The following is a 24,875-nucleotide window of genomic DNA, read 5'->3' as shown; positions in this document are numbered from 1 at the left end:
CGAGGCGGCCCACCGCGCGGCACGGGGGCGCCGACCGGGCCGCTGACCGGGCCGGGGCAGCGCGCCGGGGGTGCGAGCATGGGGCGTATGGCTACTCACCTGATCACCGGTGCCGGCGCGGGCATCGGCGCCGCCGTCGCCGCCCGGCTGCACGCCCGCGGCGACGACCTCGTCCTGCTCGCCCGCGACGCCGCCCGCGGCAAGCAGCTCGTCGAGCGCTACCCCGGCTCCCGCGCGCTCGTCGGCGACCTCTCCGACCCCGACCGGCTGTCGTGGGCGTTCTCCAAGCAGCCCCTCCCCGAGCGGATCGACTCGCTCCTGCACATCGCCGGGATCGTCGACCTCGGCCCCGTCGGTGACCTGCGCCCCAAGACCTGGCACCAGCAGCTCAACGTGAACCTGATCGCCCCCGCCGAGGTCACCCGGCTGCTGCTGCCCACCCTGCGTGCCTCCCGCGCCACCGTGGTCTTCGTGAACTCCGGCGCGGGCCTCACCGCCCACGCCGACTGGAGCGCGTACGCCGCCTCCAAGCACGGGCTCAAGGCCCTGGCCGACTCGCTGCGCGCCGAGGAGAAGCCGAACGGCATCCGCGTCACCTCCGTCTACCCCGGGCGGACCGCGACCGCGATGCAGGCCAAGGTGCACTCGCAGGAGGGCAAGGAGTACGACCCCTCCGCCTGGATCGACCCGGAGTCCGTGGCCACCACGATCGTCATGGCCGTCGACCTGCCCCGCGACGCCGAGGTCAACGACCTGAGCGTCAGGCCCGGCCGATGACCGCGCGCGCCACCGGCGTCGGCTCCCTCCCCGGCGGCGACGCCCGTGAGGCCGCCAAGACCGCCACCGGATCCTTCGAGGACTTCCCCTACCTCCCGGAGCTGCCCGCCCGCGGGCCCGGCGCGGACATGATCGGCCGCTCCCTCGGACTGCTCGTCGACATGTACGCCCACGTCGAGCCCAGCGGCTGGCGGATCAGCGACCGCCCGGGACGCGATGCGAAGCGGGCCCGCTCCTGGCTCGGCGAGGACCTCGACGCCCTGGAGGAGTTCACCCAGGGGTACACCGGCAAGCTCAAGGTCCAGGCCGTCGGCCCGTGGACCCTGGCCACCGCCCTGGAACTGCACGGCGGCGAGGCCGTCCTGCAGGACGCCGGCGCCTGCCGCGACCTGGCCGGATCGCTCGCGGAGGGCCTGCGCGAGCACGTGGCCGACGTCCGCAAGCGGATCCCCGGCGCCGAGATCGTGCTCCAGCTCGACGAGCCGTCGCTGACCGCGGTGCTGCTGGGGCGCGTGCGGTCCGCGAGCAAGTACCGCACGTACCGGGCCGTCGACCGGCAGGTCGTCGAGGGCACCCTGCGCGAGGTGTTCGCCGTCCACGACGGGGAGGTCGTCGTCCACTCCTGCGCCCCCGAGGTGCCCTTCGGGCTGCTCCGGCGGGCCGGCGCCACGGGGGTGTCGTTCGATTTCTCCTTGCTCACCGAGCGCGAGGACGACGCCATCGGCGAGGCCGTGGAAAGCGGCACGAAACTCTTCGCCGGAGTGGTGCCGGGCACCGACGCCCCGTTGTCGGACCCTGCCGGTAGCGTCATGGGTGTCAGGAAGCTCTGGCGCAGGCTGGGGCTGGCCCCGGGGACTCTGGCGGAGTCCGTCGTGGTCACCCCGGCATGCGGTCTGGCGGGCGCTTCGCCGGCCTACGCCCGCGCCGCGCAGGCGCACTGCGTCAGGGCGGCGAGGTCGCTCGCCGACAACCCTGAGTGACGGAAACAGACGGGCCACGGGAGGACACGGCATGGCAGCCGAACAGAAGCAGGCCGGCGACGGCGCGGCCGCACCGGCGGCGGTGCGCGAGCAGCACGCGCTGCTGGCCGAGCAGGTCGAGGAGCACCGCTTCCGGTACTACGTGAACGACCAGCCGGTCGTCAGCGATGCCGAGTTCGACAAGCTGCTGCGCTCGCTGGAGGCGCTGGAGGAGCAGTACCCGCAGCTGCGCACGCCCGATTCCCCCACCCAGAAGGTGGCCGGGGCGTACCAGACGGACTTCGCGTCCGTCGAGCACCGGGAGCGCATGCTCTCCCTCGACAACGCCTTCGACGACGAGGAGTTGGCGGCCTGGGCCGAGCGGGTGGCCCGGGACGTCAACACCCCCGACTTCCACTACCTGTGCGAGCTCAAGGTGGACGGCCTCGCCGTCAACCTCACCTACGAGAAGGGCCGCCTGACCCGGGCCGCCACCCGCGGCGACGGCCGCACCGGCGAGGACATCACGCCCAACGTCCGCACCATCGCGGAGATCCCGGACCGCCTCAAGGGCGACCGGATCCCCGACCTGGTCGAGATCCGCGGCGAGGTCTTCTTCCCGATGGAGAAGTTCGAGGAGCTCAACGCCCGGCTCGTCGAGGCCGGCGACAAGCCCTTCGCCAACCCGCGCAACGCGGCCGCCGGTTCACTGCGCCAGAAGGACCCGAAGGTCACCGCCACCCGCCCGCTGCACATGGTGGTGCACGGCATCGGCGCGCGCGAGGGCTTCGAGATCGACAAGCTGTCGCACGCGTACGAGCTGCTCGGCGAGTGGGGCCTGCCCACGGCCCGGCACAACAAGGCGGTGTCCTCCCTCGAGGAGGTCCGCGAGTTCATCGCGCACTTCGGCGAGAACCGGCACTCCGTGGAGCACGAGATCGACGGTGTCGTCGTCAAGCTCGACGAGATCCCGCTCCAGGGCCGGCTGGGCTCCACGGCCCGCGCCCCGCGCTGGGCGATCGCGTGGAAGTACGCCCCCGAAGAGGTCAACACCAAGCTGGTCGACATCAAGGTCGGCGTCGGCCGTACCGGCCGGGTGACCCCGTACGCGCAGGTGGAGCCGGTGACGGTGGCCGGCTCGGAGGTCGAGTTCGCGACCCTGCACAACCAGGACGTCGTCAAGGCCAAGGGCGTGCTCATCGGGGACACGGTGGTGCTGCGCAAGGCCGGCGACGTCATCCCCGAGATCCTCGGCCCCGTGGTGGACCTGCGCGACGGCACCGAGCGCGAGTTCGTGATGCCGGCCGAGTGCCCCGAGTGCGGGACGGCGCTGCGGCCGATGAAGGAGGGCGACATCGACCTGCGCTGCCCCAACGGGCGGACCTGTCCCGCCCAGTTGCGCGAGCGGCTCTTCTACCTGGCCGGCCGCGAGTGCCTGGACATCGAGAACTTCGGCGCCGTGGCCGCGGCCGCGCTCACCAACCCGCTGGAGCCGGCCGAGCCGCCGATGCTCGACGAGGGCGACCTGTTCAGCCTCACGATCGAGCAGCTGCTGCCCATCAAGGCGTACGTCCTGGACGCCGACAGCGGGCTGCCCAAGCACGATCCGAAGACCGGCGAGGAGAAGATCGTCACGGTCTTCGCCAACCAGAAGGGCGAGCCGAAGAAGAACGCCCTGTCCATGCTGGAGAACATCGCGGCCGCCAAGGACCGCCCGCTGGCCCGGTTCATCAACGGCCTCTCCATCCGGCACGTGGGGCCCGTCGCGGCGCAGACCCTGGCCCGCGAGTTCCGGTCGGTCGAGCGGATCGAGCAGGCCACCGAGGAGGAGCTCGGCGCAACGGAGGGCGTCGGGCCGATCATCGCGGCGGCGGTCAAGGAGTGGTTCGCCGTCGACTGGCACCAGGAGATCCTGCGCAAGTGGCGGGAGGCCGGGGTGCGGATGGAGGAGGAAGCCACCGGCGAGGACGAGGGGCCGCGCCCGCTGGAGGGCCTGACCGTCGTCGTCACCGGCACTTTGCAGAACCACACGCGGGACGGTGCCAAGGAGGCCCTGCAGAGCCGCGGCGCCAAGGTGACCGGATCCGTCTCGAAGAAGACCTCCTTCGTCGTCGTCGGCGAGAACCCGGGATCCAAGTACGACAAGGCGATGCAGCTCAAACTGGCCGTCCTCGACGACGCGGGCTTCGCGGTGCTGCTCGAACAGGGCCCGGACGCGGCCCGCGAGGCGGCGCTCCCGGTGGACGGCGGCGCCGAAGCGGAGTAACACCCCTCGGGCGACACGCAGGTCTCGTACCAGGGGAGTAGCGAAGGCGAACGGATGCGTGGCGTGCGGCCGTACGGGCGGGCGCACGCCAGGCGCAACTCCCGGTGGTAAAAGGCCGGTACAGGGCTGTTCGCAGGGCGGTGACCTGTCGGATCATCGGACGGGTGACCCGGGATTCCTGGTTCAAACTCACCCGTTCGGCGGATACCGTACTGATGAGGATGGCTGGGTCGCATTCGGGCAACCGCCGCCGACCGCTGCCCCTGGGGGCCTCTCGCGTCCTACTGTTGAGGGGGGCGCCTGTCGTGCACGGCTGCGTGATGCGCTTCAGGCCGTGATGGCATGGCATCGGGGCCATCGCGTGGCATCGGCATTGCCGGCTGTGAGAGGGACGGGCATGAAACCCACCGAAAGCGCCGACCCGTCACCTGATGTCGGCGGGGAGATCCCGTCCATGCGGACGGGCCGGCTGAATGTCCTGGGTGTCAGGACGCCGGACACCCATCCGCTCGACGGCGGCGCGGGATCGGGCAGAGCGGCGCAGCGCACCGTGCTGCCGTTCATCGTCGTGGGCCTGTCCGCCGTCGTCCTCGCGATCGGCATCGTCTCCGCGCTGAGTGACCGTCACGCCCTCTTCCCCGGCGGTCCGGTCGGCTGGGCCCTCGCCCTGCTGACGGGCATCATCGTCGGCCACCTCGTCGCGCTGGGCCGCGACCGCTGGTGGGGCGGCACCGGCTCGGGCGCGGCGCTGACCCTCGGCGTGCTCGTCCTCTACGGCTGGGTGCCCGCGGGACTCGTCTCGCTCGCGGTGGTCTCCCTGGTCGGGGCCGCGCGCCGGCACCGCTGGCGCCAGGGGCTGCTGCACGGCGCCACCGACATCCTCGGCATCGGCGCGGGCGCCCTCGTACTCGCCGCGTTCGGCGAGGAGCCGACCGTCGAGACCCCGTGGCGGCCCACCACCTGGGGGCTGGAGGCGGTCCCCGAGATCGTCCTGGTGGCCCTCGCCTACCTGCTGGTCACCAAGGCGCTGCTGTGGCTCGCGCAGACCCCGCGCGGCGGCGCCCTGCCCACCGTCGCCCGTACGGCCCTGCTCCGCCAGGCCTTAGTCGCGGTCGCCCTGCTCGGCATCGCCCCGCTGATCTGCGTGGTCGCCGTGACGCAGCCCGTGCTGCTGCCCCTGTTCGCCGTACCCCTGATCGCCCTGGACTCCACGCTGTGGATCGCCCGGGCGCGCGCCGAGGAACAGCTGCGCGATCCGCTGACCGGACTGCCGAACCGGCAGTGGCTGCTGGAGCGGGCCTGGTCCGCCCTGGACGAGGCTGAACGTTTGGGCACCCGGTCAGCTCTTGTGCTGATCGACCTGGACCGCTTCCGCGCGGTCAACGACACGCTGGGCCACCTCGCCGGCGACCGGCTGCTGCTCCAGATCGCCGACCGGCTCCGCCAGGCCCTGCCCGAGGACGCCGAGGCCGCACGCCTCGGCGGCGACGAGTTCGCCGTACTGCTGCCCGTCGCCGACTCCACCACCAGCGCCCAGCGCGTCGCCCGCCACCTCGTCGCCGAGCTCAGCTCGCCCCTGGACCTGGACGGACTGACCCTCGTCCTGGAGGCCAGCGCCGGCCTCGCCGTCTTCCCCGAGCACGCCCTCGACGCGGAGGGGCTGCTGCGCCGCGCCGACGTCGCGATGTACCAGGCGAAGCGGGACCGCACCGGCGTGGAGGTGTACGAGTCCAAGCGCGACAGCAACACGCCCGACCGGCTCGGCCTCCTCGGCGATCTCCGCCGCGCCCTGGACGCCGGCGAAGTGGAACTCCACTACCAGCCCAAGGTCCGCTTCGACGGCCAGGTGGCCGGGCTCGAAGCCCTGGTGCGCTGGGTTCATCCGGAGCGCGGCCGGGTCTCGCCCGACGAGTTCATCGCGATCGCCGAGACCTCGGGGCTGATGCCCCACCTCACCGAGTACGTGCTGGAGACCGCCCTCGCCCAGGTGGCCCGGTGGCGGGCGCAGGGCCTGAAGGTCCCGGTCGCCGTCAACGTCTCGCCGCGCGACGTGCACACCCCCGGCTTCGCGGGCGCGGTCGCGGCCCGGCTGGCCCGCCACGGGGTCCCGGCCAGTGGTCTCCAGCTGGAGATAACGGAACACGTCCTGCTCGAGGACCCGCAGCGGGCCGCCGACACCATGGCGGGCCTGACCGGCCACGGCGTGAAGATGTCGCTCGACGACTTCGGCACCGGCTACTCCTCCCTGGTGCACCTGCGGCGGCTGCCGGTCAGCGAGCTGAAGATCGACCGCTCGTTCGTGGCGCGGCTCGCGGTGGACGCGCAGGACGCGGAGATCGTCCGCTGCACCGTCGACCTGGCGCACTCGCTGGGGCTGCTCGTCGTCGCCGAGGGCGTCGAGGACGACGAGACCTGGGAGCGCCTGCGGGACCTCGGCTGCGACGCCGTCCAGGGCTGGCTGGTCGCCGCCGCCATGCCCCCGCAGGAGGCCACCGCCTGGCTGCTGGCCCGCGGTGAACGCGGCTGGCGCCGTCCGGCGGACATCACGGCGGAGTTGTCCGCCGCCCCGGCCCCGGCGGAAACCCCGGCCCAGTAGGGGGCCGGGAGCCGGGCCCGGTCTCCGTGAAACGGCCGTACGGAGCGGCGGTACGCGCAGCCCGCCCCGCGGCCCCGACCGGGCCCGGGGCGCCCCTGGTGGGAAACGGTTTCGTGGGTCCGGGGCCCCGCCCCATAGGATTGGGCACGAAACTACACACTCACCACCCCCAGAGGATCGCTGCATGCCTGGCATCACGCGCGAGGAGGTTGCCCACCTCGCTCGGCTGGCACGTCTGGAGCTCAAGGCCGAAGAGCTGGACCACTTCGCCGGACAGCTCGACGACATCATCGGCGCGGTCGCCCGCGTTTCCGAGGTCGCCGACCAAGACGTCCCGCCGACCTCCCACCCGCTGCCGCTGACGAACGTCATGCGCGCGGACGAGGTCCGACCGTCGCTCACCCCCGAGCAGGCGCTTTCCGGCGCTCCCGCCCAGGAGCAGCAGCGTTTCAAGGTGCCGCAGATCCTGGGGGAGGACTAACAACCATGACTGACCAGATCATCAAGCTCACGGCCGCGCAGACCGCCGAGAAGATCGCCTCCGGCGAGCTCACGGCCGTCGAGGTCACCGAGGCCCACCTGGCCCGCATCGACGCGACCGACGAGAAGGTCCACGCCTTCCTGCACGTCGACCGCGAGGGCGCCCTCGCCCAGGCGCGCGCCGTCGACGCCAAGCGCGAGCGCGGCGAGAAGCTGGGCCCGCTGGCCGGCGTCCCGCTCGCCCTCAAGGACATCTTCACCACCGTCGGGGTCCCGACCACCGTCGGTTCGAAGATCCTCGAAGGCTGGATCCCGCCGTACGACGCCACCCTGACGCGCAAGCTGAAGGAAGCAGACGTCGTCATCCTCGGCAAGACCAACATGGACGAGTTCGCCATGGGGTCCTCCACCGAGAACAGCGCGTACGGGCCCACCGGCAACCCCTGGGACCTCACCCGCATCCCCGGCGGCTCCGGCGGCGGCTCCGCGGCCGCGCTGGCCGCCTTCCAGGCCCCCCTCGCGATCGGCACGGACACCGGCGGCTCCATCCGCCAGCCCGCCGCCGTGACCGGCACGGTCGGCGTGAAGCCCACCTACGGCGGCGTCTCCCGCTACGGCATGGTCGCCTTCTCCTCCTCCCTCGACCAGGGCGGGCCCTGTGCCCGTACGGTCCTGGACGCGGCGCTCCTCCACGAGGTCATCGCCGGCCACGACCCGATGGACTCCACCTCCATCGACGCCCCGGTCCCGCCGGTCGTCGAGGCGGCCCGCAACGGCTCCGTCGCCGGCATGCGCGTCGGCGTCGTCAAGCAGTTCGCCGGCGAGGGCTACCAGGCCGGCGTCGTCCAGCGCTTCAACGAGTCCGTCGAGCTCCTCAAGGAGCTGGGCGCCGAGATCGTCGAGCTGGACTGCCCCTCCTTCGACCTCGCGATGGCCGCGTACTACCTGATCGCGCCGTCCGAGTGCTCCTCGAACCTGGCCCGCTTCGACGCCATGCGCTACGGCCTGCGCGTCGGCGACGACGGCACCAAGTCCGCCGAGGACGTCACCGCGCTCACCCGCGAAGCCGGCTTCGGCGACGAGGTCAAGCGCCGCATCATCCTGGGTACGTACGCGCTGAGCTCCGGCTACTACGACGCGTACTACGGCTCCGCCCAGAAGGTCCGCACGCTCATCACGCGGGACTTCGAGAAGTCCTTCGAGCAGGTCGACGTGATCGTCTCCCCGACGACCCCGACCACTGCCTTCGCCATCGGTGAGCGCACCGACGACCCGCTGGCGATGTACCTCGCGGACCTGTGCACCATCCCGACCAACCTGGCCGGCAACTCCGCCATGTCGCTGCCCTGCGGCCTGGCACCGGAGGACGGCCTGCCGGTCGGGCTGCAGATCATCGCCCCGGCGATGAAGGACGACCGGCTGTACAAGGTCGGCGCCGCCGTGGAGGCGGCCTTCGTCGCACGCTGGGGTCACCCGCTGCTTGAGGAGGCACCGTCGCTGTGAGCACCAGTGCACTGACCAAGGCCAAGGGCTTCAAGAAGTCCAAGACCGGCACGTACCTGTCGATGGGCACCACCGCCTTCGGTGCCCTCGGCGTGATCAAGCAGGTCAAGAAGGCCCGCACCGAGCACGACACGCTGAAGCTCGTCGACGCCGTCGTGTCCGCCGCCGCCATCGTCACCGGTCTCGCGATCCTGTACCGCGAGCTGAAGCGCCTGGGCGACGACGACGTCCTGCTGGGCTGAGAGGGAAAGTTTCACCGTGACCACCTTCACCGAACTGCTGTCGTACGAGGACGCTCTCGCCTCGTTCGACCCCGTCATGGGCCTCGAGGTCCATGTCGAGCTCGGCACCAAGACCAAGATGTTCTGCGGCTGCTCGACCGAGCTGGGCGCCGAGCCCAACTCGCAGACCTGCCCCACCTGCCTCGGTCTGCCCGGCTCGCTGCCCGTCGTCAACGCGATCGGCGTCGAGTCGGCCATCAAGATCGGCCTCGCGCTGAACTGCGAGATCGCCGAGTGGTGCCGCTTCGCCCGGAAGAACTACTTCTATCCGGACATGCCGAAGAACTTCCAGACCTCCCAGTACGACGAGCCGATCGCCTTCAACGGCTTCCTCGACGTGCAGCTGGAGGACGGCGAGATCTTCCGCGTGGAGATCGAGCGCGCCCACATGGAGGAGGACACCGGCAAGTCGCTGCACGTCGGCGGCGCCACCGGCCGTATCCACGGCGCCTCCCACTCCCTGCTGGACTACAACCGCGCCGGCATCCCGCTCATCGAAATCGTCACCAAGCCGATCGAGGGCGCGGGCGAGCGGGCCCCCGAGGTCGCCAAGGCGTACGTCGCCGAGCTGCGCGAGGTCATCAAGGCCCTCGGCGTCTCCGAGGCCCGCATGGACAAGGGCCAGATGCGCTGCGACGTGAACCTGTCGCTGCGCCCGACCCCCGAGTCCGAGTTCGGCACCCGCAGCGAGACGAAGAACGTCAACTCGCTGCGCTCCGTCGAGCGCGCGGCCCGCTTCGAGATCCAGCGCCACGCGGCCGTGCTGTCGTCCGGCGGCACGATCGTGCAGGAGACCCGGCACTTCCACGAGGAGGACGGCTCCACCACCGCCGGCCGCATCAAGGACAACGCCGAGGACTACCGGTACTTCCCGGAGCCCGACCTGGTCCCCGTCGCCCCGGCCCGCGACTGGGTCGAGGAGCTGCGCGGCGGTCTGCCCGAGATGCCGCGCGTGCGCCGCAACCGGCTCCGCGAGGAGTGGGGCGTGAACGAGCACGACATGCAGTCGATCCTCAACGCGGGCGCGGTGGACTCCATCGTCGCCACCATCGAGGCCGGCGCCGACTCGACCGCCGCCCGCAAGTGGTGGATGGGCGAGCTGGCCCGCAACGCCAACGAGCAGGGCATCGTCGTCGACGAGCTGCCGATCACCCCGGCGCAGGTGGCGCGCGTCGCGGCCCTGGTCGCGGCCGGCGAGCTGAACGACAAGCTGGCCCGCCAGGTCCTGGAGGGCGTCCTCGCCGGCGAGGGCACCCCGGACGAGGTCGTCGAGAAGCGCGGCCTGAAGGTCGTCTCGGACGAGGGCGCGCTCGGCGCGGCCGTCGACGAGGCCATCGCGGGCAACGCGGCCATCGCGGACAAGATCCGCGGCGGCAAGATCGCGGCCGTGGGCGCCCTGGTCGGCGCGGTCATGAAGACCACCCGCGGCCAGGCCGACGCGGCCCGCGTCAAGGAGCTCATCCTGGAGCGCCTGGGCGTTTCCGAGTAGCACCACCGCGCGTACGGCGGCGGCCCCGCACCGTGTCCGGTGCGGGGCCGCCGTGCGTCCCGTGCGTCCCGTGCTCGCCGTTTCGGCCCGGTGCGGCTCAGCGGGTGAGCTGCGGGGCGGCGATGACCACGGTGCCGTTGTCGCAGCCCATGTCCACCTTGACGCGCAGCCGCAGGGCGTCGGTCACGTCCACCGACTTCGTGGCCGGCTTGCCGAGCTCGACGAGCTCGGAGAAGGCCGCGGGCTTCCCGTCGAGCGAGATGCTGACCCGGCCCTTCGCGTTCGTGGAGCCGTCGTCGATGCCGGCGGTGAACTCCAGGTGCTTCCACTCGCGGTTGAGGTCGAACTCCGTGATCGCCTCGTCGTTGCAGTCCGGGTGCGCGATGAACGCCGCCCCGTACTGCTTGGTGTTGATCTTCGCGGCCCCGACGGTGAAGTTGCCCAGCCCGTCGATGGGCGTCAGCTGGGTCAGGTCGGCGGCCTTGATGTCCGCCGCCACGCCTCCGGGCTGGGTCCCGCTGGCGGTGGGATCGGGCGTCGCCCCGGAGTCGTCGCTGCCGCTCTCGCTCGCGCTCGGTGAGGGGCTGGGCGTCGGGGACTCCTCCTCCGGTACGGCCGCGTCGGAGGCGGAGCTGCCGCCCTTGCCGCCCGCGGCCCGGTCGTCCCCCTTGTCCTTGTCCAGCAGCCGTACGCCGAGCACGGCGAGCGCCGCGATGACCAGGACGGTGGCCACCGAGCCCAGGACGATCGCGGCCCGGCGCTTCTTCGGCGCGGAGGGCCCCGGCGGCGGGGATTCGTGCAGCGGGTACGTCGGCCCGTACCCGGCGGGCACGTGCTCGGGCCGGGTCTGTGGCTGTGGCTGTGGTTGGGGCTGGGGCTGGGGCTGGGGCTGCGGCCAGGAGTCCCGGGTCGGCGGGGGCGGGGAGTAGGCGGACTCCTGGGCCGGTGCGTGGACCGGCGCCGCGGCCGGCGGAGGGCTCGCGGGCTGCGGAGGGACCACGGGCTTGACCGGGACCGGCGCCGGGACCGCGTCCTGCACCGCCCGCTGCGAGGTGGACGAGGTCGTGGACACGACCGCGTGCCGTACGTCCTTCATCCAGCCGGCCAGGCTGACGGGCCGCTGCGTCGGATCACCCGCGTAGACGGCGGTGATCCGTTCGCGCCGCTCGGGGTCCAGCACTGCGATCTGCGGCAGCGCCGCCATCGCCCGGGCCAGCTGCTCCGGGGAGTTGGGCGGTGATTCGCCGCTCAGCAGGAAATAGGCGATGGCTCCGAAGGCGTAGCGGTCCGCCGCCGGGGTGCGCTTGCCGTCGAAGACCTCGGGTGCCGCGTACCCCGGGGTGAACCACACCTCCGCCGTCTGGTGGTCGGCGGTCAGCTTGCTGAGCCCGAAGTCCACCAGGGTGGCCTGCCCGTGGCCGTCCACCATCACGTTGCCCGGTGACAGGTCACCGTGGATGACCTGGCGCCCGGACGGGGTGGCCTTCCCGGAGTGCAGCCAGTCCAGCACGTCGGCCAGCTGCTCCAGCGTCCGCATCACCTCACGCCGCTCGGCGGCGGTGGCGAGGTTCCGTTCGGCCCGCCAGTCGCGCAGGTCGAGCCCGTCGACGTGGTTCATCACGAGGACGAGGGCCCGCCCGGTCAGGGTCCCGGACTCTCCCGACCGGTGGATCGGCGGCCCCTCGAAGTGCTCCCGGACGCCGACGACGCCCGGACGGTGCACGAAGCGCAGGAGCTCGGCCTGCTCGTTCCACTTGCGGCTGATCCGGTCGAACTCGTCGGGTGTGATGGTCGTCTTGGAATCGAGCACCTTGACGACCACCGGTTCGCTGCCACCCGCGAGTTCGATCTCCGCGAGATAGAGCACGGCCTCCCCGCCGCGCCCGATCGACCGGAGCAGCCGGTACCGGTCGGCTGCCGCGTCCGGTCCGATGTGCAGATTCTGGCTGGTCAATTTCCCCCCAGCGCCGATGCTTTGAGTGGGCATCAGTCTGGCGTGACCGGAATCACACGGTCAATCGGAACGGTCAGTTTGCCCCGGGGTGGAAGAAGGCGAGACGCGCCTTCTTCGCCGGCAGGTGGACCTCGGGCAGGTCGATCTCCGGGAGCTCGATCTCCGGGCCGAGCTCGAAGCCGCTGCGCACCAGACGGGCGATGGCCTTCTCGTTGCGGGCGTCGGGCTCCGCGACCACCCGGCGGGTGGTGTCCTGCGAGACGACGTACGAGAGGAAGGCCCCGATCAGGCCCGCGCTGAAGCCGCGCTCGGAGGCACCCCGCGCCGGGCCGACGAGGAGGTGCACGCCCGTGTCACCGGGCAGGACCTCGTAGCACTCGCTGATCCGGTCCTCGGCGCAGTCGTACGTCTGGAACAGCCCGGCGGGCTCGCCGTCGCGGCGCGCGAGGAACGCGTGGTGGGTCGTGCGGCGGTCGACGTCCTCGTAGATCTCCCGGACGAGCTCGCGGCTGGCCCCGCGCATGCCCCAGAAGCGGGCCCGTTCCTCGGTGACCCAGGAGTGGATCAGCGCGGCGTCGGCGGCCGGGTCGACGGGGGTGAGGGTGACCGTGCCGACCCCCTCGACGCGCTGGGAGTACACGGGCTGCCGGGTGCCGGTGCCGGAGGCGGGCGAGCTGCTGCTGGTCATACGGATTCCTTGGTGAGACGGGTCCAGTCGGTGACGACGGGGACGAGTTCGCACTGAGCCCAGTACGGGAGCTGGTCGCGGTGGTGGGGTGATCCGGTGACGCCGTCCGCGCCGAGCGGGACCGCCCAGAGGCTGTCCTCGCGGCGGGCCAGGTCCCACACGTAGCGGGCGGCCGAGGCGCGGGCGGTGAGGTCGGTGAAACCGGGGACGGTGGAGGTGGCGTTCACGCAGTCGTGGTCGCCGCCCAGGCCGGGCCACTGCGCGTCCGGGTCGGGCAGCGCCGACCAGGGCGTGAGGCGGTGCACCCGTGACCACGGGGTGTCGGGGGTGTCCGCCGCGGCGGTCTCCTCGAGGGCGGCGCGTACGTGGGCCGCCCGGTCCAGGGCGGGCAGGAGGGAGGTGCCCAGCAGCCCCTCCAGGGCGTAGCCGACGCGGGGCACCAGGTACAGCCAGGGGTGGAACACGTCCGGACCGGTCGGCGCCCCCGCCAGCCCGGCGAGGGCGGGATCGGCGGCGAAGCGGCGTACGGTCGCGGTCCGGAAGGCCGAGAAGACGGTGGCGTCGGCGCTCTCGGCGGCCATGTGCCGGTCCCAGGCGAGCAGTCGGGCGCGCAGGGCCTGCGCGGCGGGGGACAGGCCGTCGAGTCCGGTCAGCAGGGCCAGCAACGGTGCGGCCGAGGCCAGGTGGGTGTCCCGGTGCACGTCGGCCATGGCCTTCGGGGACCAGTCCGCCGAGCCGGAGAGCAGCTCGCGGATGCGGTTGGCCCGGTGCGGGGGCGCGAACTCCACGCCGAGCGGCGAGGCGATGCCGCGGGCGTTGGCCATGACGGCGAAGCCCTGCACGGGCTCGGAGGGGGGCTCGGCCCAGCCCCGCCAGGTGTACCGCGGGTCCCAGGCGGGCACCGGGCGCAGCCGGTTGGCGGGGTCGCGCAGCGGGACGGCGCCGGCCACGCGGTGCAGCAGCCCGCCCTCGGTGTCGGCGGCGTGGACGACGTTGACGGGCTCGGCCCAGCCGTCGAGGGCGCGATCGATGTCGGCGACCGTACGGGCGCGCAGCAGGGCGGGGAGGACGGCGAAGCCGAGGTCGCGGCGGACGCGGGGCGGGTAGCGGAGCGAGAGGGTCTGCTCCCGGTCCAGGTCCCTGTCCCGGTCCTGCTCCTGCCCCTGCTCCTGCTCCTGCTCCTGGCCCTGCTCCGGGTCCGCGGCCGCGCCGCGGGTGATCACGGGGCCGCGGGCCGTCTCCAGGACCTCGACCTCGACCGGGTCGGCGCCGGCGACGGTGATCGTCTCGGTGTGCCGGTGGACGGGCTCCCAGACGCCCTCGGGGCCGAGGGCCTCGATGCCGGCACCGTCGGCGGTGGGGCGCAGCCGCTCGACGTACAGGTCCTGGTAGTCGGCCATGGCGTTGGTGATCGCCCAGGCGGCGCTTCCGGTGTGGCCGAAGTGGCCGAGGCCGGGGATGCCGGGGACGGCCAGGCCGATGACGTCGTACTCGGGGCAGGAGAGCCGTATCTGCTGGTACACGCCCGGGTCCTCGATGAACCGGTGCGGGTCGCCCGCGATGAGCGCCGAGCCGGTGCCGGTCCGTTCGCCCGGGACCAGCCAGCCGTTGCTGCCGGCGGTGCCGGGGCCGTCGGTGGCGAAGAGGGTGACGGCCTCGTCGCCGAGGGCGCGGGCCACGCGCTCGCGCCACAGCTTGGTGGCGAACCCGGCGAAGAGGATGTGGGTGGCGATCCAGATGCCGAGCGGGACCCACGGCTCCCAGGGGGTCGGGGCGTGGCCGGTGTGCGCGAACCGCTCGTCGCGGGTGGCCCCTTGGGCGAGCCCGTCGTTGACGCCGTCCACGTACGATCCGACCCAGGCGGCGGTCTCGGGGTCGAGGGCCTCGTGGCAGCGGCGGGCGGTGTCGGCGAGCCGGGCCTGGCGGACGAACCGGTCCCAGGAGACGGAGTCCGGGCCGAGGAAGGCGGCGCTGGAGCCCTGGGCGCGGTGGCGCTCGACCTCCAGCTGCCAGGCGCGGTCGAGGGCGGTGGCGTAGCCCTGGGCGTAGGCGAGGCGGTCGGGGCCGGCGGCGCGGAGATGGGGGATGCCCCAGTCGTCCCGGTAGAGCTCGAAGGTGCCGGCGTTGTTCAGAAGGCTCACACTCTTCCCCCGGTGCATTAGGTTAGGCTGCCCTAACTATAGGGGTTCGAGGGGGAGGGGTGGTCGCACATGGCAGGCGTCGGCAAGGGATGGGAAGGCGTGGTCCTGCGGCTTTTGCGCGGCAAGGACTTCACGTTCACGGTCACGGGCACGGAAGAGGTCACGGAGCACTACCGCCGCGTGTACGTGACGGACGGCGGGCTGCTCGCGGCGGCAGGTGAATCGCTCCACCCGACGATGTGGGTGCGGCTGTGGTTCGACAACGCGGGCAAGCCGCACGCGCGGGCGTACACCCTCGTCGACCCGGACCCGGAGGCGGGAACGTTCGCCCTGGAGTTCGCCCTCCACGAAGGCCCCGCGAGCGCGTGGGCGCGGGCCGCGAAGGCGGGCGACACCATCGAGGCCACCGTCCAGGGGACCGGCTTCACCGCCCCGGTGCCGGCGCCGGAGCGGCTGCTCGTGATCGGAGACCCGGCCTCGGTCCCGGCGATCAATTCCCTGCTGGGCGCCTACCCGCAGACCCCGGCCACGATCTGGCTGGAGACCCAGCACGCCTCGGACGCCGACCTCCCGGTGCGGCTGGACCCGGCCCGGCACGAGATCAGGCGGGTCGAGCGCGCGGGCTCGGCGCTGGTGGAGCAGGTCAAGACGGAGCTCCCGGAGCTCGTCGCGCACCCGGAGGCGGCGTACGTCTGGCTGGCCTGCGACACGGCGACGACGCGCACGCTGACGGCCTACCTCCGCAAGGACCTGTCCCTCCCGAAGCAGCGGGTGAACGGCCTGGGCTACTGGCGGGCGGCCTGACGGGTCCCCGGACGGGCCGCGGGAGGGCAGGGCGGTTCCATCGGGGCGGACCTTCAGGCTCCGGTGGCGCCGTCGACGGCCTGGCGGAGGAAGTCGGCGTGGCCGTTGTGGCGTGCGTACTCGTGGATCAGGTGGAGCATGACGAGGCGCAGCGAGGCCTCCTCCTTCCAACTGGCCACGTACGCCGTCACGTCGAGGGACTCGGCGGCCGCCTCGATGCGGCGCGCGTGCGCGACCTCCGCCTCCCAGGCCGTGAACGCCTCCTCGCGCGTGGCGCCGGAGGCGTCGTAGGCGGCCTGGAAGTCGTGGGTGTCGGACCAGAGGTGGGGGAGATCCTCGCCGTTCAGGGTGCGGCGGAACCAGTGCCGCTCCACCTCGCCCATGTGCCGGACCAGACCCAGCAGGGACAGCGTGGACGGCGGCATCGAGGGCCGCCGCAGCTCCTCGTCCGTGAGCCCCTCGCACTTCCAGGCGAGGGTGGCCCGGTGGTAGTCGAGGAATGCGCGCAGCGTCTCCCGCTCGTCCCCGGTCAGGGGCGGCCCGATACGTTCCATCCCCCGATCTTCCCCCGGAGCCCTCCCCTCCCGCTACGCCTTCGGGGTCCAGATGTACGGGACGGTCGTGCCCAGGGTCGCGAAGCCCAGGCGCTCCAGGATCGGGCGGCTGTCGGGGGAGGCGTCGACCTGGAGGTACCGGATGCCGCGGGCCGCGGCGATGCGGGCCCGGTGGGCGACCAGGAGGCGGTAGATGCCCCGGCCCCGCCACTGCGGCAGGGTGCCGCCGCCCCAGAGCCCGGCGAACGAGGAGCCCGGGCGCATCTCCATGCGGGCCGCGCTCACCGGGGTCTCCCCGGCCATCGCCACCACCGCCGCGAGGGTCTGCGGCTCTTCCCTCAGCAGGGTGAGGAGGAGATGCCGGATCGCGGGGCGCTCCGTGCCGAAGGCCTTCGCGTGGACGTCCATCATCAGGTCGACGCCCGCCTCGTCCGTCACCACCCGCAGGGTGATCCCCTCGGGCGGTTCCACCGGCAGGGCGGCGAGCGCGTCCACCCGCCCCACCATGAGGGTCTCGGCCGGTTCCGGTACGAAGCCCGCCGCGCGCAGCCGGTCCCCGAGGTCCGCCGGGCGGTCGTGGCCGTACAGCTTCCACTCGAGCCCGCCGGCCCCGCGCTCCGCGAAGTACGCCACCTGCGCCGCGATCTCAGCGTCCGCCGTCCGCTCGTCGAGGTCCGACCAGAGCACGCCGTTCCACCCGGCACCGGTACCTCCCGCGGTCTGCCGTACGACCGCCCCCGCCCGCTCCACCCGGGCGTCCGCGGTGTCCGGCAGCGCGTCACGGCGCATCTCCCGGTCGTATGCGGCCCGTACGTCCGCCAGTTCGTCAGCATCCATCGTCATCGGCCCAGCTCACCAGCCGTCCGCACGCCCGCACAACTGCATTAGCCTCACCCCGTGAACGACGACTCCATCTACACCGGCAAAGCCACCCCGGACGCCGCCGCCGACCGCGGCTGGCTGCTCGGCCACTTCAAGGACCCCGCCGATCCGCGCCACAGCGAGGACGTGGAGATCAAGTGGGGCGTCCACCCGAAGGGCGAGGAGCGGGCCCGGTGGGTGCGGGGTGAGGAGCGCACCGCGCTCCAGGTGCTGATCAGCGGCCGCTTCCGGCTGGAGTTCCCGGGCCGGACCGTCGTCCTCGCGGAGCAGGGCGACTACGTGGTCTGGGGCCGCGGCGTCGACCACTCCTGGTACGCCGAGGAGGACGCGGTGGTGCTCACCGTCAGGTGGCCCTCCGTCCCGGGCTACCGGGCGGACGGCCCGTCCGGCCCGTCGAACGGCCCGTCCGGCGGATGACCTTGGCGCCGTACCGTCGCGGGCCCCTGTGACGATGCACACGAAAGCGGCCAACGATCACCAAACGCTGGGATCGTGGCGGTGTAGTCCATCTTGGCCGGTATCCGGCCGATATCCGGTCTGACCCCGGGCGATCCCCGGGCCGTCGGCCGGGCCTTCACGAGTTCCAGCGTCTTTGCGTCGGGCAGCCCCGGTAAAGATCCGAACCACCAGGGAGCACGTCCGTTGGCAGTGATCGCACGCTGGTGCCTGCGGCACCGCCTGGTGACCGTCCTCCTCTGGCTGCTCGCCCTCGGCGGCGCGACGGTGGCCGCCGGATCCGCCGGATCGGCGTTCTCCAACGACTACGAGGTCCCCGGCACCGAGTCCAGCCGCGCCCACGCCCTCCTGCGCGCGGGCTTCCACGGCCAGGGCGGCGACACCGACACGGTCGTGTGGAGGGCCCCGGAGCATCAGAACGTCCGTACTCCCGCCGTCGAGCAGCGCATGGCCAAGGCCCTCGACACCATCGCCGGGCTCCCCGGCGTCGGTTCGGTCGCCGGCCCGTACGGCGCCGGCCCCGAGAGCGCCGCGCAGATCAGCCCGGACGGGCGGACCGCCTATGCCGTGGTGACCTTCGACCGGCCGGCCGACTCCGTGCCCAAGGCGCAGGCCAAGGCCGTCGTCGCCGCCGCGAAGAACCCCACCACCGAGGCGGGCGGACTCCAGGTGGAGCTCGGCGGCCAGGCCGTCGCCCTGACCGAGGCGCCCACCGCCCACCTCGCCGAGGTCATCGGCGTGGCCGTCGCGGCCGTCGTCCTCTTCCTCGCCTTCGGCTCGCTCGCCGCGAGCCTGCTGCCCATCGCGACCGCCCTGGTCGGCGTGGGCACCGCGTATTCCGGCATCACCCTGCTCGGGCACGCCATGCCCGTCGCCGACTTCGCCCCGATGCTCGGCACCCTCGTCGGGCTCGGCGTGGGCATCGACTACGCGCTGTTCATCGTGACCCGACACCGCAAGGGCCTCATGCGGGGCCTGCCGGTCGAGGAGGCCGCCGAGCGGGCCGTCGCCACCACAGGCCGGGCCGTCGTCTTCGCCGGAGCCACCGTCTGCATCGCGCTGCTCGGCATGCTGGTGCTGCGGCTGAACTTCCTCAACGGCGTCGCGATCGCCGCCTCCCTCACGGTGGTGCTGACCGTCGCCGCCTCGGTCACCCTGCTCCCCGCCCTCCTCTCGTACATCGGGACGCGCGCCCTCTCGCGGCGCGAGCGCCGCAGGCTCGCCGCCGAGGGCCCGCGACCCGAGACGCCCACCGGGCTCGCCGCCCGCTGGTCGGCCTTCGTGGAGCGCCACCCCAAGCTGCTCGGCAGCGTCGCCGCGCTGGTCATGGCGGTCCTGGCGCTGCCCACCTTCGCGCTCCACCTGGGCACCTCCGACCAGGGCAACAACCCGGCGGGCTCCACCACCCGGCAGGCCTACGACCTGCTCGCCGACGGGTTCGGGCCCGGAGTCAACGGCCCGCTCACGGTCGTCTCCCGACTCGACGGCGCCGGGGACCGGCTCGCCGTCGGGCAGCTGGCCGAGGCGCTCCGCAGGACCGACGGCGTCGCGGCCACCGGCCCGGTCGTCTTCAACCGGAGCGGGGACACCGCCGTCCTGACCGTCATCCCGGACTCCGCCCCGCAGTCCCGTGCCACGAGCGAGCTCGTCACGACGCTGCGCGAGCACGTCATCCCGGCCGCCGGGCACGGCAACTCGATGACCGTCCACGTCGGCGGCGTGACCGCGGGCTACGACGACTTCGCCGACGTGATCGTCGGGAAACTGCCGCTGTTCGTCGGCGTGGTGATCGCCCTCGGCTGCGTCCTGCTGCTGCTGGCCTTCCGCTCCCTCGGCATCCCGCTCAAGGCGGCCGCCATGAACGTCGCGGCCGTCGCCTCCTCCTTCGGCGTCGTCATCGCGATCTTCCAGTGGGGCTGGGGCAGTGAGCTGCTGGGTCTGGGCAGGGCCGGGCCGATCGAGCCCTTCCTGCCGGTGATCATGGTGTCGGTCCTCTTCGGGCTGTCCATGGACTACCAGGTGTTCCTGGTCAGCCGGATGTACGAGGAGTGGCTGGAGACCGGCGACAACCGGCGGGCCGTCCGCGTCGGCCTCGCCGAGACGAGCCGGGTGATCAACTCGGCGGCGGTCATCATGATCTCCGTCTTCCTGGCCTTCGTGCTCAGCGGCGACCGGATCATCGCGATGTTCGGCATCGCGCTCGCCGCGGCCGTCGCGCTCGACGCCTTCGTCCTGCGGACCCTGCTGGTCCCGGCCCTGATGCACCTGCTCGGCGGCGCCAACTGGTGGCTCCCCGCCTGGCTGGACCGCCGCCTGCCCAAGATCAGCATCGAGCCCCCGGAATGCCGCCCGCGTGCGACACTGCCCGCGCAGCGGCCCGCCGAGGCCCCCACCGCGAGGGAGGACGGCGCCGAGCCCGCCACGGCATCCCGGTGATCCGGCAACCCGCCGTACGGGACCGAAGAAAGAACGCGCATGTTCCCGATCGACCTCGCCGACGACGCCCGGCTGTTTCCGGCGCGCGGCACGCACCGCGCCGAGTGGCACGCGTCCGCCCCCGACGGAAGCCCCTCGCCGTCGCGGAGCGCCTCGGCATGACCCGCGAGGGCGTCCTGCGCGAGAGCCACCCGCACCGCGGTCCGGCCGGACCTCGCCCACGAGTGGCCGCCGGCCCCCACCGTCTGACACCGGCCGCCGCGGCCCCGGTCCGGGGCCCGCGGCCGACCCGCCCCGGCGGCGCCGGGCCCTTCTCAGAAACCTCTCAGACAAGCCGCCTACGGTGCCCCGCATGGACACCACGAAGACCGCCGCCCCGACCGCTCCCGAGGCGGACACCGCCGAGCCCCAGGCCACCGAGGCCACGGCCGACCTCAAGGACGCCCCCGCCGCCGAGGCCGCCGACGCCCCCGAGGCCGACCTCGCCGACGCGGACCTCGAGGACGAGCTCCACGACGAGCTCGAGGAGACGGAGCAGCGGTCCGAGGGTGTCGGCGCCGCGGCCTCCGCCGTCGTCGCGGCCGGGCTCGGACTCGTCGCCCTCAGCGGAAGCTGGGTCTCGCGCGTCATAGCCGAGCGCCAGACCCTCGTGGGCCAGATCGAGTCGGTCAACGCCGCCACCACCGAGGCGAAGATCGAGGCCCTGTACGGCGACGCCTGGCACATGACCGCCCTCGTCAACGGCGTGCTGTCCACCCTCGCCCTGTTGCTCGCCGTCTTCGTGCTGGCCCGCCCCGCCTTCGGCGCCCCCGGCCGCACCCTCCCCACCTGGGTCCGCGCCGTCTCCTGGGCCGCCGTCGCCCTCGGCGCCCTGGGCGTACTGCTCTTCGGCCTCATGTACTTCGACATCCTGGCCCCCCTTCCGAAGGCCGCCGCCTAGGCCCTCCACCCACGTACTGAGGACCTCCACCCACGTGCCTAGGACCCCCTCCTAGGCACACCCGGTCCGACCCGGGGTTCCTCGGCCGCGGCCTAAGGACCCCCGTCCCGTACAGATGCGGCATGCGCCCGATGTGCCGGCACCCCCTGGGACGCGAATCTTGGATCACACCGAACGAGGTGCCGAGAAACGCGAACCGAGGAGTACGAGATGTTCGAGTACGAGATCGCCAACACCCGCCACGCCGACCTCATCCGCCAGGCCGCCCGGTACCGCCTCGTCCGGGAGGCCAAGGAGGCGCGCCGCGCCTCCTCGCGCAGCCAGGAACCCGAACGGCAGGTGAGAAGCCAGCGCAGCCGCTTCACGCGCGCCGCGTGACCCGCGCCGCGGACCACGTGGACTGACACGTGATGAGAAGCGCACCCCCGACCAGTGCCGCGGTCCAGGACTCCTGTGCGATGCTCGGCGACGTGGAGACCAGATCTGTCAGCCCGGTGTTCGTCGGCCGAGCCGACGAACTGGCCGTACTCACCGACGCATTGGCCCGCGCGGCGGGCGGGGAGCCACAGGCGATGCTCGTCGGCGGCGAGGCCGGGGTCGGAAAGACCCGCCTCACCGAGGAGTTCCTCTGCGAGTCGGCCCGCCGCGGCGCGGTGGTGGCCGTCGGAGGTTGTGTGGAGATCGGGGCGGAGGGCCTTCCCTTCGCCCCGTTCTCGACGGCCCTGCGCACCCTGCACCGCCAGCTCCCGGGGGAGTTGGCGGCCGCGGCCGCGGGCCAGGAGGACGAACTCGCCCGGATCCTTCCCGAACTCGGCGACACCCCCCGCGGACCGCACGACGAGGAGAGCACCGCCCGGCTCTTCGAACTGACGGCCCGGATGCTGGAACGGCTCGCCGCCGACCGCACCGTCGTCCTCGTCCTGGAGGACCTGCACTGGGCGGACACCTCCACCCGTCACCTGCTCTCCTACCTGTTCCGCACCCTCGCGAGCGGCCGGCTCGTCGTCGTGGCCACCTACCGGGCCGACGACGTCCACCGCCGCCACCCGCTGCGCCCGCTGCTCGCCGAACTCGACCGGCTCCGTACCGTCCAGCGCATCGAGCTGCCCCGCTTCAACCGGGCCGAGGTGCGCCGCCAGCTCGCCGGCATCCTCGCCTCGCAGCCCGACGAGGCCTTCGTCGACTCCGTCTTCGACCGCTCCGACGGCAACGCGTTCTTCGTCGAGGAACTCGCCGCCTGCCAGCGGAGCGGCTGCCGGGCGGGACTCACCGAGTCCCTGCGCGATCTGCTGCTCGTCCGCGTCGAGGTGCTGCCGGAGGCCTCCCAGCGGGTGGTGCGCATGGTCGCCGAGGGCGGCTCCACCGTGGAGTACCCGCTCCTGCGCGCCGTCGCCGGACTGTCCGAGGACGAGCTGATCGAGGCCCTGCGGGCCGCCGTCGGCGCCAACATCCTCCTCGCCACCCCCGACGGGGACGGCTACCGCTTCCGCCACTCGCTGGTCCGCGAGGCCGTCAGCGACGACCTGCTGCCCGGCGAGCGCGCCCGCGTCAACCGCCGCTACGCCGAGGCGATGGAAGCCGACGACTGGCTGATCCGGGCCGAGGAGCGGGTCATCCGGCTGGCCAGCTACTGGTACTGCGCCAACGACGCGGCCAAGGCGCTGCCGGCCGTCCTCGCCGCCTCGGTCGCCGCCCGCCGCCGGCACGCCTACTCCGAGCAGCTGAACCTGCTGGAGAGGGCGCTGGACCTGTGGGAGAGCGCGCCGGAGGAGGTTCGCGAGGCGCTGCGCCCGGTGGACTACACCGATGTGTACCCTCCGTGCGGCTGCGATCCGGCCACCACCCCGCTGAAGCGGCTCGACCTGCTGGCCGAGGCCACCGTCGCCGCCCGCTTCGGCGGTGAACGCGAACGCGCCCTCAAGCTCACCAAGACGGCGCTGCGGCTGCTGGAGGAAGAGCAGGACCCGCTGCGCGCCGCCTGGTTCTGGACCGAGCGCTCCCGGCTCGTCTCCAGCCTCGCCCGCGGCGACGGCTGGGAGGAACTCGCCAAGGCCCAGGAGCTCGTCAAGGGGCTGCCCCCGTCCCAGGTGCACGCCGAGGTCCTGGTCCGGGCCGCGGGCTGGGGCATGCTCCACAACCCCGGCCCCGGCAACCTGGAAGCCGCGGAACGCGCCGCGGCCTACGCCCGCATGCTCGGGGCGGAGGAGATCGAGCTCAACGCCCGGATCACGGTGGGCTCGCTGCTCACCGACTCCGGCGACCTCGAGCGCGGACTCGCCGAGATGCTCGTGGTCCGGGAGCGGGCCGCCGAACTCGGGCTCGTCATGCTGGCGGGACGCGCACATATCAACCTCACCTCTCAGCTGGAAAGCATGGGCCGGTCCCGCGAAGCCGTGGAACTGGCCGAACAAGGGGTCGAACTCGTCAAGAAGTCACGGCTGCTGGACACCGAGGCCTGGCTCAGCGGGAACATGGCGGAGAGCCTGTACAGCCTCGGCCGCTGGGACGAGGCCGCCGAAGCCGCCCAGCGCGGTCTCAGCGTCGGCCAGAGCGCCGCCCCGCGCGGCTCCGCCTCCGCCCGGCTGTCCTACCTGGCCCTGGCGCGCGGCGAACTGACCGAGGCGACCGGCCGGCTCAACGCCGCCCACGCCCACTTCGGCACCCACGACAGCCAGCCCCAGCACCGCATACCGCTCTACCGCCTCGCCGTCGGCATCGCCGCCGGCGAGGGCCGGATCGCCGACGTCCGCGCGGAGATCACCGACGCGGTCGCCTACGGCTTCCCGCTGGGCCACCACCGCTACGCGTGGCCGCTGCTGCTCGCCGCCGCCTCCGCCGAGGCGGACGCCCGGGGACTCCCGGTCGCCGACGCCGGCCGCGAAGCCGCCCTGGACGTGCTCCGCGAAGCCGCCCGCACCCTGGCCACCCCCGTGCCCGTATGGGCCGCCCACGCCGAGTTCCTCCGGGCGGAGCTGCTGCGCGCCGAGGACCGGGACACCGCCGCCGACTGGGCCGGCGTCGAGCGGGCCATCCGCTCGCTGGAGCGTCCGTACCTGCTGGCCCGCGCCCGCCACCGGCTCGCCGAGGCCCTGCTGGCCTCCGGCGCCGACCGCGAGCCCGTCACGGCCCTGCTCCGAGAGGCCTACGCCACCGCGGAACGGCTCGGCTCCCGCAGGCTCCGCGAGGACCTGGCCCTGCTCGCCCAGCGCGCCCGGCTCCCGCTCACCGGGACCGACACCCCCCCGGCCCTGCCCGCACCGGCCCCCGACCCCGTCGAGGCCCTGGGCCTGACCAGCCGCGAACGGGACGTCCTGCGCCTGGTCGCGGCGGGCAACAGCAACCGTCAGATCGCCGAGGAGCTGTTCATCTCCCCGAAGACGGCCAGCGTGCACGTCTCGAACATCTTGGCCAAGCTGGGCGTCGCCGGCCGCGGCGAGGCCGCCGCCCTGGCCCACCGGCTGCGGCTGTTCGCGCCCCTCACTCCCGCGGGGACCTCTCCGCCGGGCGTATGAGGACCGTGCCGGAGTCCAGGTCTATCGGGCCCCGTCCCGGATCGCCGTCGTTCACGTCGGTCCGGGACAGCTCCAGCCGCTTCTTCTCCTCGTCCGTGTGCTTGCGTCCCGGGTTGAAGAGCTCCTCGATCATGTTGAACACCGCGTCCACCGTGCC

At 72.9% G+C, this 24,875-nt stretch carries 21 protein-coding genes; 15 read left to right on the top strand and 6 right to left on the bottom strand.

What is annotated here, in order from left to right; translation table 11 throughout:
• Window positions 1–87 precede the first annotated feature (87 nt).
• The 8 genes from K7B10_RS13765 to gatB all read left to right on the top strand — a co-directional run bounded on the left by K7B10_RS13765 (window position 88) and on the right by gatB (window position 10,351).
• Window positions 88–777, top strand: coding sequence for an SDR family oxidoreductase (locus K7B10_RS13765; protein ID WP_229336354.1), 690 nt, complete (start codon window positions 88–90; stop codon window positions 775–777).
• Window positions 774–1,757: a methionine synthase gene (locus K7B10_RS13760; protein WP_229336353.1), complete on the top strand. Its 984-nt coding sequence runs from the start codon at window positions 774–776 to the stop codon at window positions 1,755–1,757. Before K7B10_RS13765 ends, K7B10_RS13760 begins: the two co-directional genes overlap by 4 nt.
• Window positions 1,758–1,788: 31 nt before the next feature.
• Window positions 1,789–4,002 (top strand): NAD-dependent DNA ligase LigA, encoded by a 2,214-nt coding sequence (ligA, locus tag K7B10_RS13755; protein ID WP_229336352.1) that lies wholly within the window; start codon window positions 1,789–1,791, stop codon window positions 4,000–4,002.
• Window positions 4,003–4,399: 397 nt separating this feature from the next.
• The gene (locus K7B10_RS13750) at window positions 4,400–6,598 is read left to right on the top strand and encodes a putative bifunctional diguanylate cyclase/phosphodiesterase (RefSeq protein WP_229336351.1); all 2,199 of its coding nucleotides are present in this window, start codon (window positions 4,400–4,402) and stop codon (window positions 6,596–6,598) included.
• A gap of 184 nt (window positions 6,599–6,782) precedes the next feature.
• Window positions 6,783–7,079 (top strand): Asp-tRNA(Asn)/Glu-tRNA(Gln) amidotransferase subunit GatC, encoded by a 297-nt coding sequence (gene gatC / locus K7B10_RS13745; protein WP_010984178.1) that lies wholly within the window; start codon window positions 6,783–6,785, stop codon window positions 7,077–7,079.
• A gap of 5 nt (window positions 7,080–7,084) precedes the next feature.
• On the top strand, window positions 7,085–8,581 hold the full coding sequence (gatA, locus tag K7B10_RS13740) for an Asp-tRNA(Asn)/Glu-tRNA(Gln) amidotransferase subunit GatA (protein WP_229336350.1): 1,497 nt from the start codon (window positions 7,085–7,087) through the stop codon (window positions 8,579–8,581).
• 62 nt (window positions 8,582–8,643) lie between these two features.
• Window positions 8,644–8,823, top strand: a complete 180-nt coding sequence (locus K7B10_RS13735; RefSeq protein ID WP_229345000.1) for a hypothetical protein — start codon at window positions 8,644–8,646, stop codon at window positions 8,821–8,823.
• Window positions 8,824–8,839: 16 nt separating this feature from the next.
• Complete coding sequence (gatB, locus tag K7B10_RS13730; RefSeq protein WP_308284577.1) at window positions 8,840–10,351, top strand: Asp-tRNA(Asn)/Glu-tRNA(Gln) amidotransferase subunit GatB; 1,512 nt, start codon at window positions 8,840–8,842, stop codon at window positions 10,349–10,351.
• Window positions 10,352–10,448: 97 nt separating this feature from the next.
• On the opposite strand, the gene K7B10_RS13725 is transcribed toward gatB, so the two are convergent.
• The 3 genes from K7B10_RS13725 to K7B10_RS13715 form a co-directional block, all read right to left on the bottom strand.
• Window positions 10,449–12,305 carry a protein kinase domain-containing protein gene (locus K7B10_RS13725; RefSeq protein WP_229336349.1) on the bottom strand — a complete coding sequence of 619 codons (1,857 nt, stop codon included), beginning with the start codon at window positions 12,303–12,305 and terminating at the stop codon, window positions 10,449–10,451.
• Between the two features lie 73 nt (window positions 12,306–12,378).
• The gene (locus K7B10_RS13720) at window positions 12,379–12,993 is read right to left on the bottom strand and encodes a GNAT family N-acetyltransferase (RefSeq protein WP_229336348.1); all 615 of its coding nucleotides are present in this window, start codon (window positions 12,991–12,993) and stop codon (window positions 12,379–12,381) included.
• The gene (locus K7B10_RS13715; RefSeq protein ID WP_229336347.1) at window positions 12,990–15,134 is read right to left on the bottom strand and encodes a penicillin acylase family protein; all 2,145 of its coding nucleotides are present in this window, start codon (window positions 15,132–15,134) and stop codon (window positions 12,990–12,992) included. The genes K7B10_RS13720 and K7B10_RS13715 overlap by 4 nt, the downstream gene beginning before the upstream one ends.
• Before the next feature lie 69 nt (window positions 15,135–15,203).
• On the opposite strand from K7B10_RS13715, the gene K7B10_RS13710 reads away from it, so the two are divergent.
• A complete protein-coding gene (locus tag K7B10_RS13710) occupies window positions 15,204–15,938 on the top strand; it encodes a siderophore-interacting protein (RefSeq protein ID WP_229336346.1) in 735 nt (244 codons plus the stop codon).
• Window positions 15,939–15,991: 53 nt separating this feature from the next.
• Here the strand turns inward: K7B10_RS13710 and K7B10_RS13705 are convergent, their stop codons facing one another.
• Window positions 15,992–16,492, bottom strand: a complete 501-nt coding sequence (locus K7B10_RS13705; RefSeq protein ID WP_229336345.1) for a DinB family protein — start codon at window positions 16,490–16,492, stop codon at window positions 15,992–15,994.
• Between the two features lie 33 nt (window positions 16,493–16,525).
• On the bottom strand, window positions 16,526–17,329 hold the full coding sequence (locus tag K7B10_RS13700; protein WP_229344997.1) for a GNAT family N-acetyltransferase: 804 nt from the start codon (window positions 17,327–17,329) through the stop codon (window positions 16,526–16,528).
• A 60-nt stretch (window positions 17,330–17,389) separates the two neighbouring features.
• Between K7B10_RS13700 and K7B10_RS13695 the strand changes: the two genes are divergently transcribed.
• The 6 genes from K7B10_RS13695 (at window position 17,390) to K7B10_RS13675 (ending at window position 24,718) form a co-directional block, all read left to right on the top strand.
• Complete coding sequence (locus tag K7B10_RS13695; RefSeq protein ID WP_229336344.1) at window positions 17,390–17,791, top strand: cupin domain-containing protein; 402 nt, start codon at window positions 17,390–17,392, stop codon at window positions 17,789–17,791.
• 225 nt (window positions 17,792–18,016) lie between these two features.
• Window positions 18,017–20,266, top strand: a complete 2,250-nt coding sequence (locus K7B10_RS13690) for an MMPL family transporter (protein ID WP_229336343.1) — start codon at window positions 18,017–18,019, stop codon at window positions 20,264–20,266.
• A 39-nt stretch (window positions 20,267–20,305) separates the two neighbouring features.
• A complete protein-coding gene (locus tag K7B10_RS40825; protein WP_267501388.1) occupies window positions 20,306–20,428 on the top strand; it encodes a hypothetical protein in 123 nt (40 codons plus the stop codon).
• Between the two features lie 190 nt (window positions 20,429–20,618).
• On the top strand, window positions 20,619–21,206 hold the full coding sequence (locus K7B10_RS13685) for a hypothetical protein (protein WP_229336342.1): 588 nt from the start codon (window positions 20,619–20,621) through the stop codon (window positions 21,204–21,206).
• A 210-nt stretch (window positions 21,207–21,416) separates the two neighbouring features.
• Window positions 21,417–21,584 (top strand): hypothetical protein, encoded by a 168-nt coding sequence (locus tag K7B10_RS13680; RefSeq protein WP_229336341.1) that lies wholly within the window; start codon window positions 21,417–21,419, stop codon window positions 21,582–21,584.
• Window positions 21,585–21,616: 32 nt separating this feature from the next.
• Window positions 21,617–24,718: a helix-turn-helix transcriptional regulator gene (locus tag K7B10_RS13675; RefSeq protein WP_229336340.1), complete on the top strand. Its 3,102-nt coding sequence runs from the start codon at window positions 21,617–21,619 to the stop codon at window positions 24,716–24,718.
• Here K7B10_RS13675 and K7B10_RS13670 read toward each other — a convergent pair.
• Entirely contained in the window at window positions 24,684–24,860 is a 177-nt protein-coding gene (locus K7B10_RS13670) for a DUF6191 domain-containing protein (protein WP_229336339.1), read from the bottom strand. The genes K7B10_RS13675 and K7B10_RS13670 overlap by 35 nt on opposite strands.
• Window positions 24,861–24,875 lie beyond the last annotated feature (15 nt).

It is taken from the genome of Streptomyces flavotricini (assembly GCF_020639365.1).
Classification (GTDB): Bacteria; Actinomycetota; Actinomycetes; order Streptomycetales; family Streptomycetaceae; genus Streptomyces; species Streptomyces flavotricini.
Note: the sequence above shows the minus strand (reverse complement) of the source record. Positions and strands in the feature narration are given on the sequence as shown.

What these genes read in the sequence shown, in the direction of transcription:
- K7B10_RS40825 (WP_267501388.1), top strand. Translation starts at nt 20,306, where the DNA reads ATGTTCCCGATCGACCTCGCCGACGACGCCCGGCTGTTTCCGGCGCGC.
- K7B10_RS13710 (WP_229336346.1), top strand. Translation starts at nt 15,204, where the DNA reads ATGGCAGGCGTCGGCAAGGGATGGGAAGGCGTGGTCCTGCGGCTTTTG.
- gatA (WP_229336350.1), top strand. Translation starts at nt 7,085, where the DNA reads ATGACTGACCAGATCATCAAGCTCACGGCCGCGCAGACCGCCGAGAAG.
- K7B10_RS13765 (WP_229336354.1), top strand. Translation starts at nt 88, where the DNA reads ATGGCTACTCACCTGATCACCGGTGCCGGCGCGGGCATCGGCGCCGCC.
- K7B10_RS13760 (WP_229336353.1), top strand. Translation starts at nt 774, where the DNA reads ATGACCGCGCGCGCCACCGGCGTCGGCTCCCTCCCCGGCGGCGACGCC.
- K7B10_RS13680 (WP_229336341.1), top strand. Translation starts at nt 21,417, where the DNA reads ATGTTCGAGTACGAGATCGCCAACACCCGCCACGCCGACCTCATCCGC.
- K7B10_RS13685 (WP_229336342.1), top strand. Translation starts at nt 20,619, where the DNA reads ATGGACACCACGAAGACCGCCGCCCCGACCGCTCCCGAGGCGGACACC.
- K7B10_RS13705 (WP_229336345.1), bottom strand. Translation starts at nt 16,492, where the DNA reads ATGGAACGTATCGGGCCGCCCCTGACCGGGGACGAGCGGGAGACGCTG.
- K7B10_RS13720 (WP_229336348.1), bottom strand. Translation starts at nt 12,993, where the DNA reads ATGACCAGCAGCAGCTCGCCCGCCTCCGGCACCGGCACCCGGCAGCCC.
- ligA (WP_229336352.1), top strand. Translation starts at nt 1,789, where the DNA reads ATGGCAGCCGAACAGAAGCAGGCCGGCGACGGCGCGGCCGCACCGGCG.
- K7B10_RS13735 (WP_229345000.1), top strand. Translation starts at nt 8,644, where the DNA reads ATGGGCACCACCGCCTTCGGTGCCCTCGGCGTGATCAAGCAGGTCAAG.
- gatC (WP_010984178.1), top strand. Translation starts at nt 6,783, where the DNA reads ATGCCTGGCATCACGCGCGAGGAGGTTGCCCACCTCGCTCGGCTGGCA.
- K7B10_RS13675 (WP_229336340.1), top strand. Translation starts at nt 21,617, where the DNA reads ATGAGAAGCGCACCCCCGACCAGTGCCGCGGTCCAGGACTCCTGTGCG.
- K7B10_RS13700 (WP_229344997.1), bottom strand. Translation starts at nt 17,329, where the DNA reads ATGGATGCTGACGAACTGGCGGACGTACGGGCCGCATACGACCGGGAG.
- K7B10_RS13750 (WP_229336351.1), top strand. Translation starts at nt 4,400, where the DNA reads ATGAAACCCACCGAAAGCGCCGACCCGTCACCTGATGTCGGCGGGGAG.